The sequence below is a fragment of the Pseudoxanthomonas kaohsiungensis genome (assembly GCF_010211765.1).
Classification (GTDB): domain Bacteria; phylum Pseudomonadota; class Gammaproteobacteria; order Xanthomonadales; family Xanthomonadaceae; genus Pseudoxanthomonas; species Pseudoxanthomonas kaohsiungensis.
Genome location: NZ_PDWO01000021.1, coordinates 1 through 15697, shown reverse-complemented (window position 1 = coordinate 15697; position 15697 = coordinate 1). Strand labels below are relative to the sequence as shown.

The following is a 15697-nucleotide window of genomic DNA, read 5'->3' as shown; positions in this document are numbered from 1 at the left end:
CAGGGACGCTTGGCCGCCACCGCGTAAAATGGCGGCATGGATGTCTCCCACCTGCTCGACGACCTCAATGCCGCCCAGCGCGAAGCCGTATCCGCCCCGCCGGGCCACTACCTGGTGCTGGCTGGCGCCGGCTCCGGCAAGACCCGGGTCCTGACCCACCGCATTGCCTGGCTCAACGAGGTCCAGGGCGTGCCGGCGCACGGGATCCTGGCCGTCACCTTCACCAACAAGGCGGCCGGCGAGATGCGCGCGCGCGCCGACGCGCAGCTGCGCCACGGCGCGCGCGGCATGTGGATCGGCACCTTCCACGGCATCGCCCACCGCCTGCTGCGGCTGCACTGGAACGAGGCGCGGCTGCCGGAGTCGTTCCAGGTGCTCGACAGCGACGACCAGCTGCGCCTGGTCAAGCGCGTGGCCCAGCAGTTGGAGCTGGACGACGGCCGCTTCCCGCCGCGGCAGATCGCCTGGTGGATCAACGCGCAGAAGGACGAGGGCCGCCGCCCGCAGCACATCCAGCCCGGGGACGACCCGTGGACCGATGCGCTGCGCCGCGCCTACGCGCTGTACCAGGAGCGCTGCGACCGCGCCGGGCTGGTCGACTTCGCCGAACTGCTGCTGCGCGCGCATGAGCTGCTGCGCGACAACCCGGCGTTGCTGGGCCACTACCGCGCCCGCTTCCGCGACATCCTGGTCGACGAGTTCCAGGACACCAACGCGATCCAGTATGCGTTCGTGCGCGTGCTGGCCGGTGACAGCGGCCGGGTGTTCGTGGTCGGCGACGACGACCAGGCCATCTACGGCTGGCGCGGCGCCAAGGTCGAGAACGTGCAGCAGTTCCTGCGCGACTTCCCGGGCGCGAAGACCATCCGCCTGGAGCAGAACTACCGCTCTTCCGCCAACATCCTCAACGCCGCCAACGCGGTGATCTCGCACAACCCCGACCGCATCGGCAAGCAGCTGTGGACCGACAGCGGCGAGGGCGAGCCGGTGGACGTGTACGCGGCCTACAACGAGATGGACGAGGCGCGCTTCGTGGTCGAGCGCATCCGCCAGTGGGTGCGCGACGGCGGCAGCTGGCGCGAGGCGGCGGTGCTCTACCGCAGCAACGCGCAGTCGCGCGCGCTGGAAGAAGTACTGCTGGCCGAACAGGTGCCGTATCGCGTCTATGGCGGCATGCGCTTCTTCGAGCGCGCCGAGGTCAAGGACACCCTGGCCTACCTGCGCCTGGTCGCCAACCGCGCCGACGACGCCGCCTTCGAGCGCACCGTCAACACGCCGGCCCGCGGCATCGGCGACCGCACCCTGGACGAGGTGCGGCGCCGCGCCCGCGAATCGGCGGTCTCGCTGTGGCAGGCCGCCAGCACGTTGGTGAGCGAGAACGCGCTGGCCGCCCGCGCGCGCAACGCGGTCGCCGGCTTCCTGAGCCTGGTCGAGGCGCTGGATGCGGAAACCACCGACCTGGCGCTGAAGGACCGGGTCGACCACGTGCTGGCCCGCTCCGGCCTGCGCGAGCACTGGAGCAGCGAGGCGCGCGGCCAGCTCGACGCCGAATCGCGGCTGGAGAACCTGGACGAGCTGGTCTCGGTCGCCTCGCGCTTCTCGCGCGCCGAACTGGACGACGACCAGGAGAGCATGAGCGAGTTGGTCGCGTTCCTGTCGTATGCGGCGCTGGAGGCCGGCGAGGGCCAGGCCCAGGCGGACGAGGACGGCGTGCAACTGATGACCCTGCATTCGGCCAAGGGCCTGGAGTTCCCGCTGGTGTTCCTGGCCGGCGTGGAGGAGGGCGTGTTCCCCAGCAGCAAGTCGCTGGAGGAAAGCGGCCGGCTGGAGGAGGAGCGCCGCCTGGCCTACGTCGGCATCACCCGCGCGCGGCAGAAGCTGGTGATGACCTACGCCGAGAGCCGGCGCATCCACGGCATGGACATGTACGGCATGCCCTCGCGCTTCCTGCGCGAGATCCCCGGGCACCTGCTCAACGAGGTGCGGCCGCGGGTGCAGGTGGCCCGGCCGATGGCCGCGCCGCCGCGGGTCGCGCATCCGGTGCTGGAGACGCCGGCGCTGAAGCTGGGGCAGAGCGTGGCGCATGCCAGCTTCGGTCGTGGCGTGGTCACCGACTACGAGGGCAGCGGCGCGCATGCGCGCGTGCAGGTCAATTTCGACGACGCCGGCAGCAAGTGGCTGGTGCTGGCCTTCGCCAACCTGCAGCCGCTCTGAGCGCATCGCCCGGCATGCCGCGCGGCGGGCCGGGCGCCGATCCGTGCAGGAGCCGATTCATCGGCGACGCGTGCGTGCGAGCACCGAGGTCGTCGCCTGTGTCGATGGCGTCGCGTCGCCGATGAATCGGCTCCTACAAAAAGACGCCGCAACTCCGGCACTCCCGGCCGCCGGCCCGCCGGCCCGCCCGCCTCCATGGCGGCGGTTGCCTGATCCGCGCGGCGGGTGTGCAATGCGGATATGTCCCCCGGGGAGCCCGCCATGTACGACCGCATCCTGATCGCCACCGACGGCTCGGAACTGGCCGGAAAGGGGCTGCGCCATGGCCTGGCGCTGGCCGCGGCGCTGCGCGTGCCGGTGGTCGTGGTGACCGTGACCGAACCGTGGATGCCGGCCTTCGACGATGCGCTGGCGCTGTCGGCCGACCCGGCGATGCAGCAGGAATACCGCGAGGGCTGCGCGCATTCGGCCCAGCGGATCCTGCAGGACGCGCTGGGCCAGGCCGCCGCGGCCGGCGTGGCCTGCGAGACGGTGCACGTGCCCGATGGCTTTCCGTCGGACGCGATCGTGCAGGCCGCCGCCAGCCACGGCGCCGGACTGGTGGTGATGGCTTCGCACGGTCGACGTGGACTGGGGCGGGTGCTGCTCGGCAGCCAGACCCAGGCGGTGCTGGCCAAGGCGACCGTACCGGTGCTCGTGGTGCGCTGAGGCCGCCAGCGATCTGTGCTCCTGCATGGGAGCCAGCGCCGCCGTGGTTGTAGCCGCCGCCCGCGCCGCGACGGCGTCGACACGGGCGACACCTCGCGGCCCCGGCGCCCGCGTCGCCAGCAAGCTGTGCTCCTACAGACGGGCCAGCGCCGCCATTGTTGCAGGAGCCGGGAGACCGGACATGCGTCCGTGGAAAAGCGCCGCAGCGAGGGCGTGGGGCTGCTTGCCTGCCGCAGCCGTGGCCGCGGTAGACCGGGCGACCTCAGGCCGCGCCGCTCAGGTGCTCGTGCAGGATCACGCTGCCGATCGCGATCATGATCACGCCGCCGAGGATCTCGGCGCGCTTGCCGGCCAGCGCGCCCAGGACCCGGCCGAGCATGATGCCGGTGGTGACCATCACCAGGGTGCACAGGCCGATGACCGCCGCCACCACCGCGATCGGCGCATCGAGGAAGGCCAGGCTCACGCCCACCGCCATCGCGTCGATGCTGGTGCCCAGGCCGGTGGCGGCCAGGCCCCAGAAGCCGTGGTGGCGTATTGCCTGCCCGTCGTCGTCGCTGTCGGGCCTGAAACCGTTCCAGATCATGTGCAGGCCGAGCAGGCCCAGCACGCCGAAGGCGATCCAGTGGTCCCAGGCGGTGATGTAACGCGCGGCGGCGTGGCCGAGCAGCCAGCCGATGACCGGGGTGATGGCCTCGATCGCGCCGAAGATCAGGCCGGCGCGCAGCGCCTGGGGGAACCGGGGTCTTTGCATCGCCGCGCCCTTGCCGACGGCGGCGGCAAAGGCGTCGGTCGACATGGCGATGCCGATCAGGAGGATCGAAAACGGGCTCATCGAACGCACCGGGCTGGAAGGGCGGACACGGCCCGCCAGCGTCCAACCACGACGCGCCGGCAGGCCATTGGTCTCGCCAGTCCCGGTGGCCGCGGATCGTCGATCCGGGCCGCGGGTTGTCCGCGCCACGGCCACGGTGGGCCGAGCATGTTGACGCGGACGCTCCGTGCATGGCGCACGGAGCAGGCTACTCCCCAAGGAGGGACGCGCAGGATACCACGCGGGCCGCGGCGGCCCGGCGGCCGCGGCCCGCGGATCCGGCCGACCATGCCGATGTGCACATGCGGCCAAAGTCGGGGCCGGTAGGATCGGGATCCGGCCACTGTGCGCCGCCAGTCCACGGAGTCACGACCATGCACTGCCCCTCGCGCCGCCGCTTCCTCGATTCAGCCCTCGCCACATCCGTCGTCGCCGGCCTCGGCGCCCTCGCCGGCGTGGGGCCGCTGTTCGCCGCCCCCGCGGCATCCGCTCCCCTGCTCACCCGCCCGATCCCGTCCAGCGGCGAACAGCTGCCCGTGATCGGCGCCGGCACTTCCGGCAGCTACGACGTGGCGATCGGTTCGCCCGAATACGCCCAGCTGCAGCAGGTGGCGAAGATCTTCTTCGACGGCGGCGCCAGGTTGATCGACACCTCGCCCAACTACGGGCGCTCCGACGAGGTGGTCGGCAGCCTGCTGCACGACGGTGGCTGGCGCGACAAGGCCTTCATCGCCACCAAGATCGCCGCCGACAGCCGCCAGGCCGCCGAGGCGCAGTGGGCCGAATCGCTGCGCCGGCTGCGCACCGGCAAGGTCGAACTGCTGCAGGTCCACAACCTGCGCGACTGGCAGGCCCAGCTGGCCTATGCGCGCGAACTCAAGGCGCAGGGCAAGACCAGGTATGTCGGCGTCACGCATTACACCGATGCCGGCCTGCCGGAACTCGAGCGGATCCTGCGCGGCGAGAAGCTGGACTTCATCCAGATCCACTACTCGGTCAATTCCACCAATGCCGCCAGGACGGTGTTGCCGCTGGCGCAGGACAAGGGCGTGGCCGTGCTCGTCAATCGTGCCTTCGACGACGGCAAGCTGTTCGCCCAGGTCAAGGACGTGCCGTTGCCGGGGTGGGCGGCGGAGGCGGGGGTGACCTCGTGGGCGCAGATGTTCCTCAAGTTCGCGATCAGCCATCCGGCGGTCACCGTGGTGATCCCGGCCACCGGCAAGCCCGAGCGCCAGCTCGACCAGCTCAAGGCCGGGCGCGGGCCCTTGCTGACGGCGGCGCAGCAGCAGGAGCTCGTCCGGCAGTTCGCGGCCTGAGGCGCGGAGGATGGGCGCGCCGGATCATCCGCATCGCGTGGCGTGGCTGTCGCGCCTGTTCGGGGTGCGGCCGCACGAGGCACCCGCGGTCGCCGCCGGGCTGGCGATGTTCTTCCTGCTGTTCACCGGCTACTTCATGCTGCGGCCGGTGCGCGAGACGATGGGCGTCGCCGGCGGGGTGGACAACCTGCAATGGCTGTTCACCGGGACCTTCGTGGCGACCGTGGCGGTGCTGCCGCTGTACGGCTGGATCGCCTCCAGGGTCGCGCGGCGGACGATCGTGCCGTGGGTGTTCGGGCTGGTGGTGGCCAGCCTGCTCGGCTTCGCCGCCAGCCTGGCGCTGCAACCGGAGAACGTCTGGGCCGGCCGCGCGTTCTACATCTGGATCTCGGTGGTCAACCTGCTGCTGATCTCGCTGGCCTGGAGCGTGCTGGCCGACGTGTTCGCCAGCGCCGAAGCCAAGCGCCTGTTCGCGCTGATCGCCGCCGGGGCGAGTGCCGGCGGACTGCTCGGCCCGCTGCTGGCCACGGTGCTGGTCGGGGTGCTGGGCCATGGCGGCTTGCTGGTGCTGTCGTCGCTGTTCATCGCCGGCAGCTCGGCGATGGCGTTGTGGTTGCACCGCTGGCGCGACCTGCATCCGCTCGACAGCGCGGAAATGCCGATCCAGCGCCGGCAGCCGCTCGGCGGCAACCCGTTCGCCGGCGCCACCGCGGTGTTCCGCTCGCCGTACCTGCTGGGCATCGCACTTTTCGTGGTGCTGCTGGCCACGGTGACCACGTTCCTGTACTTCGAACAGGCGCGTTTCGTCGCCGAACTGTTCCCCGATCGGGAACGGCAGACCCAGGTATTCGGCCTGATCGACACCGTGGTCCAGGCGCTGGCGATCCTCACCCAACTGTTCCTCACCGGCCGCATCGCGCAGCGTCTGGGCGTGGGCGTGCTGCTGGTCGGCGTACCGCTGGTGATGGCCTTCGGCTTCCTGTGGCTGGCACTGGCGCCGGTGTTCGCCGTGTTCGTGGTGGTGATGGTGGCCCGTCGCGCCGGCGAATATGCGTTCGTGCGGCCGGGCCGCGAGATGCTCTACACCGTCGTGCCGGCCGAGCAGAAGTACAAGGCGAAGAACTTCATCGACACGGTGGTGTACCGCGGCGGCGACGCGCTCAGCGCCTGGGTCAAGCGTCTGCTGGACCTGATGGGCGAGCACCCGGCGCTGGCGATGTTCATCGGTGCCGGCGTCGCCCTGGCATGGGCCGGCACCGGCCTCGCCCTGGGCCGCGCCCAACGCCGCCGCGAATCGTAGAGCGGGGCTTGCCCCGCTGCTTCATGGGGGTTCTACGGAGAGGGAGTAGCCGGGCGAGCCCGGCTCTACGAAGGCGGCTTCGTTCCCGAGCGCGTACCAGGGCATTGCGCCGTCGTAGAGCGGGGCTTGCCCCGCTGCTTTCCTACTCCTCCGCCGACTCGGTCTCCGCTTCCAGCTCCAGGAAACCGCCCGACTGCCGTTGCCACAGCTGCGCATACAGCCCGCCATGGGCGAGCAGCTGCTCGTGCGTGCCCTGCTCGACGATCCGGCCCTGGTCCATCACCACCAGCCGGTCCATCGCGGCGATCGTCGACAGGCGATGCGCGATCGCGATCACCGTCTTGCCCTGCATCAACCGGTACAGGTTCTCCTGGATCACCGCCTCCACTTCCGAATCCAGCGCCGAGGTCGCCTCGTCCAGCACCAGGATCGGCGCGTTCTTCAGCAGTACCCGGGCGATGGCGATGCGCTGGCGCTGGCCGCCGGAAAGCTTCACCCCGCGCTCGCCGACCTGCGCGTCGTAGCCGCGCCGGCCCTTGGCGTCGACCAGCTCCTGGATGAAGCCGTCGGCATTGGCCTGGCGTGCGGCCTCGACCAGCTCGGCCTCGCTCGCGTCCGGACGCCCGTACAGGATGTTCTCGCGCACCGAGCGGTGCAGCAGCGAGGTGTCCTGGGTGACCACGCCGATCGCGGCGCGCAGCGAGTCCTGGGTGACGGTGGCGATGTCGGTGCCGTCGATCCGGATCGCGCCGCCCTCGCGGTCGTAGAAGCGCAGCAGCAGGTTGACCAGGGTCGACTTGCCGGCGCCGGAGCGGCCGACCAGGCCGACCTTCTCGCCCGGGCGCACGTGCAGGTCCAGGCCCTCGATCACGCCGCCCTGCTTGCCGTAGTGGAAGGTCACGTGCTCGAAGCGGATGTCGCCGCGCACCGGGCCGATGTCCTTCGCGTCCGGCGCGTCGTCGACCGTGGCCGGCAGCGCGATCGAGTTGATCCCGTCCTGCACCGTGCCGATGTTCTCGAACAGGGCCGACATCTCCCACATGATCCACTGCGACATGCCCATCAGGCGCAGCACGAAGGCGATCGCCACCGCGATCGCGCCGACGCTGACCGCATCGTTCATCCACAGGCCGATGCCGGTGGACGCCACCGCGAACAGCAGCAGCATGTTCAGCGTGTCGTTGCTCACGTTGACGATCGTGGCCAGGCGCATCTGCCGGTGCACCGTGTCGAGGAACTCGCCCATCGATTCGCGCGCGTAGTCTTCCTCGCGGTGCGAATGCGAGAACAGCTTGACCGTGGCGATGTTGGTGTAGCTGTCGACGATGCGGCCGGTCATGGTCGAGCGCGCGTCGGCCTGCTCCTGGGCGACCTTGTTCAGGCGCGGGATCGCGTAGCGCAGCAGGATCGAATAGGCGACGATCCAGCCGGCGAACGGCAGCATCAGTCGCCAGTCGGCCGAGGCGGCCACGATCAGCGCGCCGCCGAAGTACACGATGACGTAATTGCCCACGTCCAGCAGCTTGATCACCGTCTCGCGCACGGCCAGCGAGGTCTGCATCAGCTTGGTGGAGATGCGGCCGGCGAACTCGTCCTGGAAGTAGCCCATCGACTGGCGCAGCAGGTAGCGGTGCACCTGCCAGCGGATCCGCATCGGGAAGTTGCCGAGCAGGGTCTGGTGGATGACCATCGCGCTGAGCAGGTTCAGCGCCGGCATGACCAGCAGCACCACCGCCGCCATCAGCGCGAAGTTCCAGCCTTCCTCCTGCAGGAAGGTGGCCGGGGTATGGCTGGAGAGGCGGTCCACGATCGAGCCGGTGAACGCGTACAGCGACACCTCGGTGATCGCGATGGCCGTGGTCAGCAGCGCCATCAGCGCCAGCCACGGTTCGGTACCGCGCGTGTAGTGGCGGCAGAACGCATACAGCGAGCGCGGCGGCTGGGTGGCGGGCGCGGCCGGATACGGGTCCAGCCGGTTTTCGAACCAGCGAAGCATCGTCAGATCCTGTCCATGGGCACGGAGCGGGATCGGCGTCCGTGCAGGGAGGGCATTGTCCTGCAATCGCGCGCCGCGGGCACGCCGCGGCCATCGCAAAGGCGCCAACGCAGTGTTTCAGCCGTCGAGCGCGCCGCTGAAGTGGAACGAGACGATGCGCAGCCGTTCGCGCAGGTAGAACGCGTGGGCATCGATACGCTGGGTGCCGGAGTCCAGCTGCAGGCTGCGGCAACCCAGCGCGCCTGCCTGCGCCTTCAACCAGTCCAGCAGCGCCTTGCCGTGGCCGGCGCTGCGGGCGGCGCTGTCGGTCACCAGGTCGTCGACGTACAGCAGGCGGCCATGGGCGAGCATCTCCTGCACGCGCCAGCCGGCGAAGGCGCGTACGACGCCGCCCTCCAACAGCACGGTCGCCCGCCAGCCTTCGGCCTGCTGGCGCAGCGCCTGGGCGAGGAACGCTCCCTCGTCCAGGTGCGGACGCAGCTGCGCCACCACCGGCCAGGCCGCGCGCAGGGTCGCCGGGTCATCGGCCGCGCGGATGTCGGGAGCGGCTACCGCGTTCACCACGAGAACAGCTTCCAGTAGGTCTGCGGGATGTCGTCGGCCTGGTCGCGGTCCAGCGCGCCGTCGCCGTCGCGGTCGTACAGGTAGTACGGCGCGCCACGCGCCGGGGTGATCTTGACCATGCGCAGCTGGCCGCCGACGCGGTATTCCTCGAGCGTGTCGCCGTTGCCCAGGTCGCGCGTGGCGACTTCCGCGCCGGTAACGTCCACCGGCGCGCCGGTGCTGGCGCATCCGGCCGGCAGGCCGGCGGCCAGCGCCAGGGACAGCAGCAGGACCGGGGCGGAACGGGGCGGCTTGCGCATGGCGGTGTCTCCTCGGGGCTGGGCCGCATTATGCGCCAGGCCGCCGTGCACGCCAGGCGGCGGTCGCGCCGCCCGCTGGACGGCGGCGCCGATCCGCCCCCAGTAGAATGCCGGCATGACACGCCTAGTCCTGATCGACGGTTCCAGCTACCTGTACCGCGCCTTCCATGCGCTGCCGCCGCTGACCAACAGTGCCGGCGAGCCGACCGGCGCGCTGTTCGGCGTGGTCAACATGCTGCGCGCCACGCTCAAGGAGAAGCCCGACCATATCGCCTTCGTGGTCGACGCGCCGGGCAAGACCTTCCGCGACGACCTGTACCCGGCCTACAAGGCCAACCGCCCGCCGATGCCCGACGAGCTGCGCGCGCAGGTCGAGCCGATGTGCCAGATCGTGCATGCGCTGGGCATCGACATCCTGCGCGTCGATGGCGTCGAGGCTGACGACGTGATCGGCACGCTCGCCGTGCAGGGCGCGTCGGCGGGGATGGAGGTGACCATCTCCACCGGCGACAAGGACTTCGCCCAGCTGGTGCGCGCGCCCGGCGTGGCCGCCGGCTCGATCGCCCTGGTCAACACCATGAGCGGCAGCCGGATGGATTCGGACGCGGCGGTGATGGAGAAGTTCGGCGTGCATGCCGGGCAGATCGTCGACCTGCTGGCGCTGATGGGCGATGCCATCGACAACGTGCCCGGGGTGGAGAAGTGCGGGCCCAAGACCGCGGCCAAGTGGTTGGGCGAGTACGGCAGCCTGGATGGCGTGATCGCCAGCGCCGGCCAGATCAAGGGCAAGATCGGCGACAACCTGCGCGCGGCGCTGCAGCGCCTGCCGCTGAACAGGCAGCTGGTCACGATCAAGACCGATGTCGCGCTCGAGCGCGACGCCGCCTCGCTGCGCCTGCGCGAACCGCACGTGGACGACCTGCGCGCGCTGTACGGCCGTTACGGCTTCAACCAGGCGCTGAAGGAACTGGATGCCGGCGCGGTAGCCGGCAATGCCGGCCCGGCGCTGCCGGTGGCGGAAAAGGAACCCGGGCGTTCGCGCGGCAGCGGCTTCGTGTCTGCCGCCGTCCAGGCACCGGCGGGCCTGGATCCGGCCCTCGCCGCGAAGGGCGAATACGAGACCATCACCACGATCGGGCAGTTGCAGGCGTGGATCGGACGGCTGCGGCACGCAGGGCAGTTCGCCTTCGACACCGAGACCGACAGCCTCGATGCGATGCGCGCGAACCTGGTCGGGCTGAGCTTCTCCGCCGAACCCGGTGCGGCGGCCTACCTGCCGCTGGGCCACAACTATCCGGGCGCACCGGCGCAGCTCGATCGCGCCCAGGCGCTGGACCTGCTGCGTCCGCTGCTGGCCGACCCGGCCGTGCATAAACTCGGCCAGCACGGCAAGTACGACCTGCACGTGATGCGCCGGCATGGCGTGGAGCTGGCCGGCTACGACGACGACACCCTGCTGGAGAGCTTCGTGCTGGACTCGGGCAGCGCCCGCCACGACATGGACAGCCTGGCCCGCCGCCACCTGGGCTACGAGACGGTGAAGTACGAGGACGTCTGCGGCAAGGGCGCCAAGCAGATCCCGTTCTCGCAGTGCGCGCTGGACGATGCGACCCGCTACGCGGCCGAGGATGCCGACATCACCCTGCGCCTGCACCGGGTGTTGTCGCCGCGGCTGGCCGCCGAGCCGGCACTGGAGCGCGTGTACCGCGAGATCGAGATGCCGCTGGTGCCGGTGCTGGAGCGGATCGAGGCCAATGGCGTGAAGGTCGACATGGACGAGCTGCGCCGGCAGAGCGCGGACCTGTCCAAGCGCATGCTGGCCGCGCAGCAGAAGGCCACCGAGCTGGCCGGGCGCGCGTTCAACCTGGATTCGCCCAAGCAGCTGCAGGCGCTGCTGTTCGACGAACTGCGCCTGCCGGCGCTGGTGAAGACGCCCAAGGGCCAGCCCTCGACGAACGAGGAAGCGCTGGAGGCCATCGCCGACCAGCACGAGCTGCCGCGGGTGATCCTGGAATACCGCGGCCTGGCGAAACTGCGCAGCACCTACACCGACAAGCTGCCGGAGATGGTCAATCCGGACACCGGCCGCGTCCACACCAGCTACCACCAGGCCGGCGCGGCGACCGGGCGGCTGTCCTCGTCCGACCCGAACCTGCAGAACATCCCGATCCGCACCGACGACGGCCGCCGCATCCGCCGCGCCTTCGTCGCCCCGCCCGGACGCAGGCTGGTGGCCTGCGACTACTCGCAGATCGAACTGCGGATCATGGCCCACCTGTCGCAGGACCCGGGCCTGGTGCGTGCGTTCGAATCCGGCGCCGACGTGCACCGGGCCACCGCGGCGGAAGTGTTCGGCCGCAAGCTCGAGGATGTCACCGGCAACGAGCGCCGCGCGGCCAAGGCGATCAACTTCGGGCTGATGTACGGGATGAGCGCGTTCGGCCTGGCCAGGCAGTTGGGCATCGGCCGCGGCGAGGCGCAGGACTACATCGCCCTGTACTTCAGCCGCTACCCGGGCGTGCGCGACTACATGGAGCGCACCCGCGAGCAGGCGCGCGAGCGTGGCTACGTGGAGACCGTGTTCGGCCGGCGCTTGTACCTGGAATACATCCGTGCCGGCAACCAGGCCCAGCGGGCCGGCGCCGAACGCGCGGCGATCAACGCGCCCATGCAGGGGACCGCGGCGGACATCATCAAGCGGGCCATGATCTCCGTGGACGGCTGGCTCGCGGGCCACCGCGACCGTGCACTGATGATCCTGCAGGTCCACGACGAACTCGTGTTCGAAGCGGACGAATCATTCGTCCCGACCCTGGTGGAAGAGGCCGGCCGGCTGATGGCATCGGCGGCGCAACTGAGCGTCCCACTGGTGGTGGACAGCGGGACCGGCAACAACTGGGACGAGGCCCACTGACGGCCTCTCCTTGGCAAATCAGGCACTTCCGGGTAGGCCCGGAACCAGGGCACATTCCGTTACATGGCATTCCATGCCCTGCGAATGAATCCGTGCTAAATCCAGCGGTTTCTTAACCGGATTCTTCACGAACCGTCAATGTACGGAATGGTGTCATAGCCCTCGACAGGTGCAACGCCTGTCGCGGATCTCTCCCTTCCCCTGGAGCAGATCTACCGGAACGGGACTCCTCCCCAAGTCCCCGTTCCCAGCCCCGTCGACCTCCCCCTGGTCGCCGGGGCTTTTTATTTGGGTATCCGGAATCTGGTGTGGGTTTTGGGTTCTAGGGCGTCTGTAGCTCTCACTTCAAAAGATGGACTTTGCTGTTGGATCCGAGGGTGTACATGCTAGATTACAAGTCGGAATTTAGTGTGGGCTTGCCCGAGGTGCTGAGTGACCGACTTCCTGCAGTTGCGGAGCCTGAAGACGCTCGAAGTCCTCAGTGACGAAGACCGCTACGTCGTCAAAGCCGAAGGCGTGTCGAGTTGGACAGCGTGCCCGTTGTGCAAGGCAGGCCGGTTGTACGGCCATGGCTCGCAGGAGCAGTCGTTCCAGGACACGCCCTCGCATGGCAAGCCAGTCGAGGTCTTCATCCAGCGACGCCGCTATCGCTGCCAGGGCTGCGGCAAGACCCTGTTCGAGCCGGTGGCTGACTTCGATGGCAAGCGGCAAGCCACGGCCCGCCTAGTCGCCCATATCCGCAAGGAAACCTTCACCAAGACCTTTGCCGCCCTGGCCAGAGAGGTGGCGCTGGATGAGAAGACCATCCGCCACATCTTCGATGACTTCGTCGAGGAGTTCGAGGCCAAGGTCCGGTTCCGGACACCCCGCATCCTCGGCATCGACGAACTCAAGATCATCGGCCAATACCGCGCCATGATCACCAATATCGAGCGCAAGACCGTGTTCGACATCCGGCCCAGCCGGGCGAAGGCGGACTTGCTGCCCTATTTCCGCAGCCTGCGCGACAAGGACACCATCGAGTGGGTCGCCATGGACATGTACCACGTATACAAGCAGGTGGTGCGCGCCACGTTGCCGCAGGCGCGGATCGTGGTCGATCGCTTCCACATCCAGCGGATGGCCAACGATGCACTAGAGAAACTGCGTAAGCGCATCCGCAAGGACTTGCCGGCCCGACAGCGCCTTAGGCTCAAGGATGAGCGGTTCCTTCTGCTAAAGCGACAGCACGACCTGAAGGGCGAGGACATGGCGCGGGCCCTGGAGTGGTTCCGCCAGTTTCCCCAGCTCGGGGAGGCCCATGCGCTCAAGGAAGGCTTCCTGTCGATCTGGGATCACAAGACCCGGGCTGAGGCGGAAGCGGCCTGCGTCCACTGGCTGGGCAACATTCCCGCTGAGCTGGCACCGACGTTCAAGGACCTCACCAACGCCGTGTACAACTGGCACGAGGAGATCTTCGCTTACTTCGATCAGCCCATCACCAATGCCTATACTGAATCCGTAAACCGACTAGCCAAGGACATGAACCGCATGGGCAGGGGCTACAGCTTTGAGGTGATCCGGGCGCGCATGCTCTACGACGCCAAGGCACGCCAGGACGGTGTCGTGGTCGAGACTGTGCTGGTCGATGACGAGGGCCCGGTGACTACGAACTACCAGTTCCAACGTATGACCATGCAGTCGGTCCGCAAGACGCAAGTCGAGCGCGTGATCGAGTACGGACCTTACATTCCGACGCTGGCACGACTGCTCGAAGAAGGTTACTTCGAATAGCCGCCGAGCCAAGGCAAGCGATTGCTGTTCATTGAGAACCTGCTGCTGGTCATGAGCATTGCCCCGTCAAACCCTGCTAACACGACGCTTAGCAGGCCAGGCTCGCGCGACAAGCACCACGGTTCGCTGGCTCTAGAAATTAGTGTGAATTCGTAGTGCTTCTGGGCAAGGTGATCGGCGACCGCCAGATCGAAGTCTGTCGGCGCCGTCTTGACTGGCGGACATCGACCAGGAGCGGGCATTGGCAACGCTTGAATTAAGCCGTGCCGCGAAGCGGCATCGGCTTGAATGAATGGTTAGGCCTCATAGCCAGCGCGAGGCCTGTCGACAGAATGCAGCGTACTCGTCCGGGAAGCGAGCAGACAGATGCCGCTCCTCAGGTTTAATTTGAAACCGAGTGATGTAGATAATGAAGGCAGGAACAACCACGAGCGCGGCAGCGTTGTGCAGGTAAAGCACCCAGCCAGAAAGGATCGCAGCGTGGCCTAGGTACATGGGGTTGCGGGAGTAGCGGTAGATACCGGATGTGACCAGAGATGTAGCGAGAGCCGGCCGGACCGGATTGACCGTGGTCCCAGCACGCCGAAAGGCCAGCTTGGGGAGAATGTTAAGCGCCAAGCCTACGAAGACGAGAGCAACAGCGACGACTGCGGGCAGCGGGAACTCAAACGATAACGCCGGAAGAAGGCGCGCGATCACGAACGCGGTAGCGCCCAGCAGAACCATGACAATCGGCGGCGGGATTCTTGTCTCAAGCCAGTGCATATGTTTGGAATGAGGCCTAACGCCGGAGTTAAGCCGCCGCGCGTAGCGCGGTCGGCTTGAACGAATTGTTAGACATCATTTACCAACTGACTTGATGATCTCGCCTTTCACAAAGCGAATAAATTCTTCCAAGTGATCTGCGCGTGAGGCCAAGTGATCTTCTTTTTGTCCCAGATAAGCTTGCTTAGCTTCAAGTAAGACGGGCTGATACTGGGCAGGTAGGCGTTTTATTGCCCAGTCGGCAGCGACATCCTTCGGCGCGATTTTGCCGGTTATTGCGCTGTACCAAATGCGGGACAACGTAAGCACTACATTTCGCTCATCGCCGGCCCAGTCGGGCTGCGAGTTCCATAGCTTCAAGGTTTCCCTCAGCGCCTCGAATAGATCCTGTTCAGGAACCGGGTCAAAGAATTCCTCCGCTGCCGGACCTACCAAGGCAACGCTATGTTCTCTTGCTTTTGTAAGCAGGATAGCTAGATCAATGTCGATCATGGCTGGCTCGAAGATACCCGCAAGAATGTCATTGCGCTGCCATTCTCCAAATTGCAGCTCGCGCTTAGCCGGATAACGCCACGGGATGATGTCGTCATGCACGACAAGGGTGACTTCTATAGCGCGGAGCGTCTCGCTCTCGCCAGGGAAAGCCGAAGCCTCCATAAGATCATTGAGCAATGCTCGCCGCGTCGTTTCATCAAGCTTTACGGCCACAGTAACCAACAAATCAATATCGCTGTATGGCTTCAGGCCGCCATCCACTGCGGAGCCGTACAAATGCACGGCCAGCAACGTTGATTCCAGATGGCGCTCAATGACGCTTAGCACCTCTGATAGTTGGTTCGAAATTTCGATGGTCACCGCTTCCCTCATGATGTCTAACGCCGGAATTAAGCCGACCCGCGAAGCGGGTTCGGCTTGAATGATGGGATGGACTCCTCCCGCGTCACCACACGGCTTCGATGAGCCAGACCGATACTGGATCGGGACACGGGATCACGAGAGGAGTCCACGCCATGCATGCTAGTACCGTTGCCATC

The 15697-nt window shown here is 67.6% G+C and carries 12 protein-coding genes; 6 read left to right on the top strand and 6 right to left on the bottom strand.

Translation table 11 applies throughout. The annotated features are described in order from the left end of the window. Window positions 1–36 precede the first annotated feature (36 nt). Together uvrD and CSC66_RS16180 are read left to right on the top strand one after the other, a co-directional pair. A complete protein-coding gene (gene uvrD / locus CSC66_RS16185) occupies window positions 37–2214 on the top strand; it encodes a DNA helicase II (protein WP_162378451.1) in 2178 nt (725 codons plus the stop codon). A 261-nt stretch (window positions 2215–2475) separates the two neighbouring features. After that, window positions 2476–2922, top strand: a complete 447-nt coding sequence (locus CSC66_RS16180) for a universal stress protein (protein WP_162378450.1) — start codon at window positions 2476–2478, stop codon at window positions 2920–2922. 262 nt (window positions 2923–3184) lie between these two features. Here CSC66_RS16180 and CSC66_RS16175 read toward each other — a convergent pair whose 3' ends face one another. Then, window positions 3185–3757, bottom strand: coding sequence for a manganese efflux pump MntP (locus CSC66_RS16175; protein ID WP_162378449.1), 573 nt, complete (start codon window positions 3755–3757; stop codon window positions 3185–3187). Between the two features lie 353 nt (window positions 3758–4110). Between CSC66_RS16175 and CSC66_RS16170 the strand changes: the two genes are divergently transcribed. Both CSC66_RS16170 and CSC66_RS16165 read left to right on the top strand, forming a co-directional pair. Continuing rightward, window positions 4111–5052 carry an aldo/keto reductase gene (locus CSC66_RS16170; RefSeq protein ID WP_162378448.1) on the top strand — a complete coding sequence of 314 codons (942 nt, stop codon included), beginning with the start codon at window positions 4111–4113 and terminating at the stop codon, window positions 5050–5052. A gap of 10 nt (window positions 5053–5062) precedes the next feature. Continuing rightward, complete coding sequence (locus CSC66_RS16165) at window positions 5063–6352, top strand: NTP/NDP exchange transporter (RefSeq protein WP_162378447.1); 1290 nt, start codon at window positions 5063–5065, stop codon at window positions 6350–6352. Between the two features lie 142 nt (window positions 6353–6494). Here the strand turns inward: CSC66_RS16165 and CSC66_RS16160 are convergent, their stop codons facing one another. From CSC66_RS16160 to CSC66_RS16150, 3 genes are all read right to left on the bottom strand, one after another. Beyond that, entirely contained in the window at window positions 6495–8348 is a 1854-nt protein-coding gene (locus CSC66_RS16160) for an ABC transporter ATP-binding protein (RefSeq protein ID WP_162378446.1), read from the bottom strand. 117 nt (window positions 8349–8465) lie between these two features. Beyond that, window positions 8466–8909 carry a GNAT family N-acetyltransferase gene (locus tag CSC66_RS16155; protein WP_162378445.1) on the bottom strand — a complete coding sequence of 148 codons (444 nt, stop codon included), beginning with the start codon at window positions 8907–8909 and terminating at the stop codon, window positions 8466–8468. Then, complete coding sequence (locus tag CSC66_RS16150) at window positions 8906–9211, bottom strand: DUF2782 domain-containing protein (protein ID WP_162378444.1); 306 nt, start codon at window positions 9209–9211, stop codon at window positions 8906–8908. Before CSC66_RS16150 ends, CSC66_RS16155 begins: the two co-directional genes overlap by 4 nt. Before the next feature lie 115 nt (window positions 9212–9326). Between CSC66_RS16150 and polA the strand changes: the two genes are divergently transcribed. After that, window positions 9327–12125 (top strand): DNA polymerase I, encoded by a 2799-nt coding sequence (gene polA, locus CSC66_RS16145; protein WP_162378443.1) that lies wholly within the window; start codon window positions 9327–9329, stop codon window positions 12123–12125. Window positions 12126–12557: 432 nt separating this feature from the next. Continuing rightward, the gene (locus CSC66_RS16140) at window positions 12558–13898 is read left to right on the top strand and encodes an ISL3 family transposase (RefSeq protein WP_162378442.1); all 1341 of its coding nucleotides are present in this window, start codon (window positions 12558–12560) and stop codon (window positions 13896–13898) included. A 303-nt stretch (window positions 13899–14201) separates the two neighbouring features. Here the strand turns inward: CSC66_RS16140 and CSC66_RS16135 are convergent, their stop codons facing one another. Then, entirely contained in the window at window positions 14202–14624 is a 423-nt protein-coding gene (locus CSC66_RS16135) for a methyltransferase family protein (RefSeq protein WP_338016033.1), read from the bottom strand. Between the two features lie 114 nt (window positions 14625–14738). Next, window positions 14739–15530: an ANT(3'')-Ia family aminoglycoside nucleotidyltransferase AadA2 gene (locus tag CSC66_RS16130; RefSeq protein WP_001206356.1), complete on the bottom strand. Its 792-nt coding sequence runs from the start codon at window positions 15528–15530 to the stop codon at window positions 14739–14741. Between the last annotated feature and the right edge of the window lie 167 nt (window positions 15531–15697).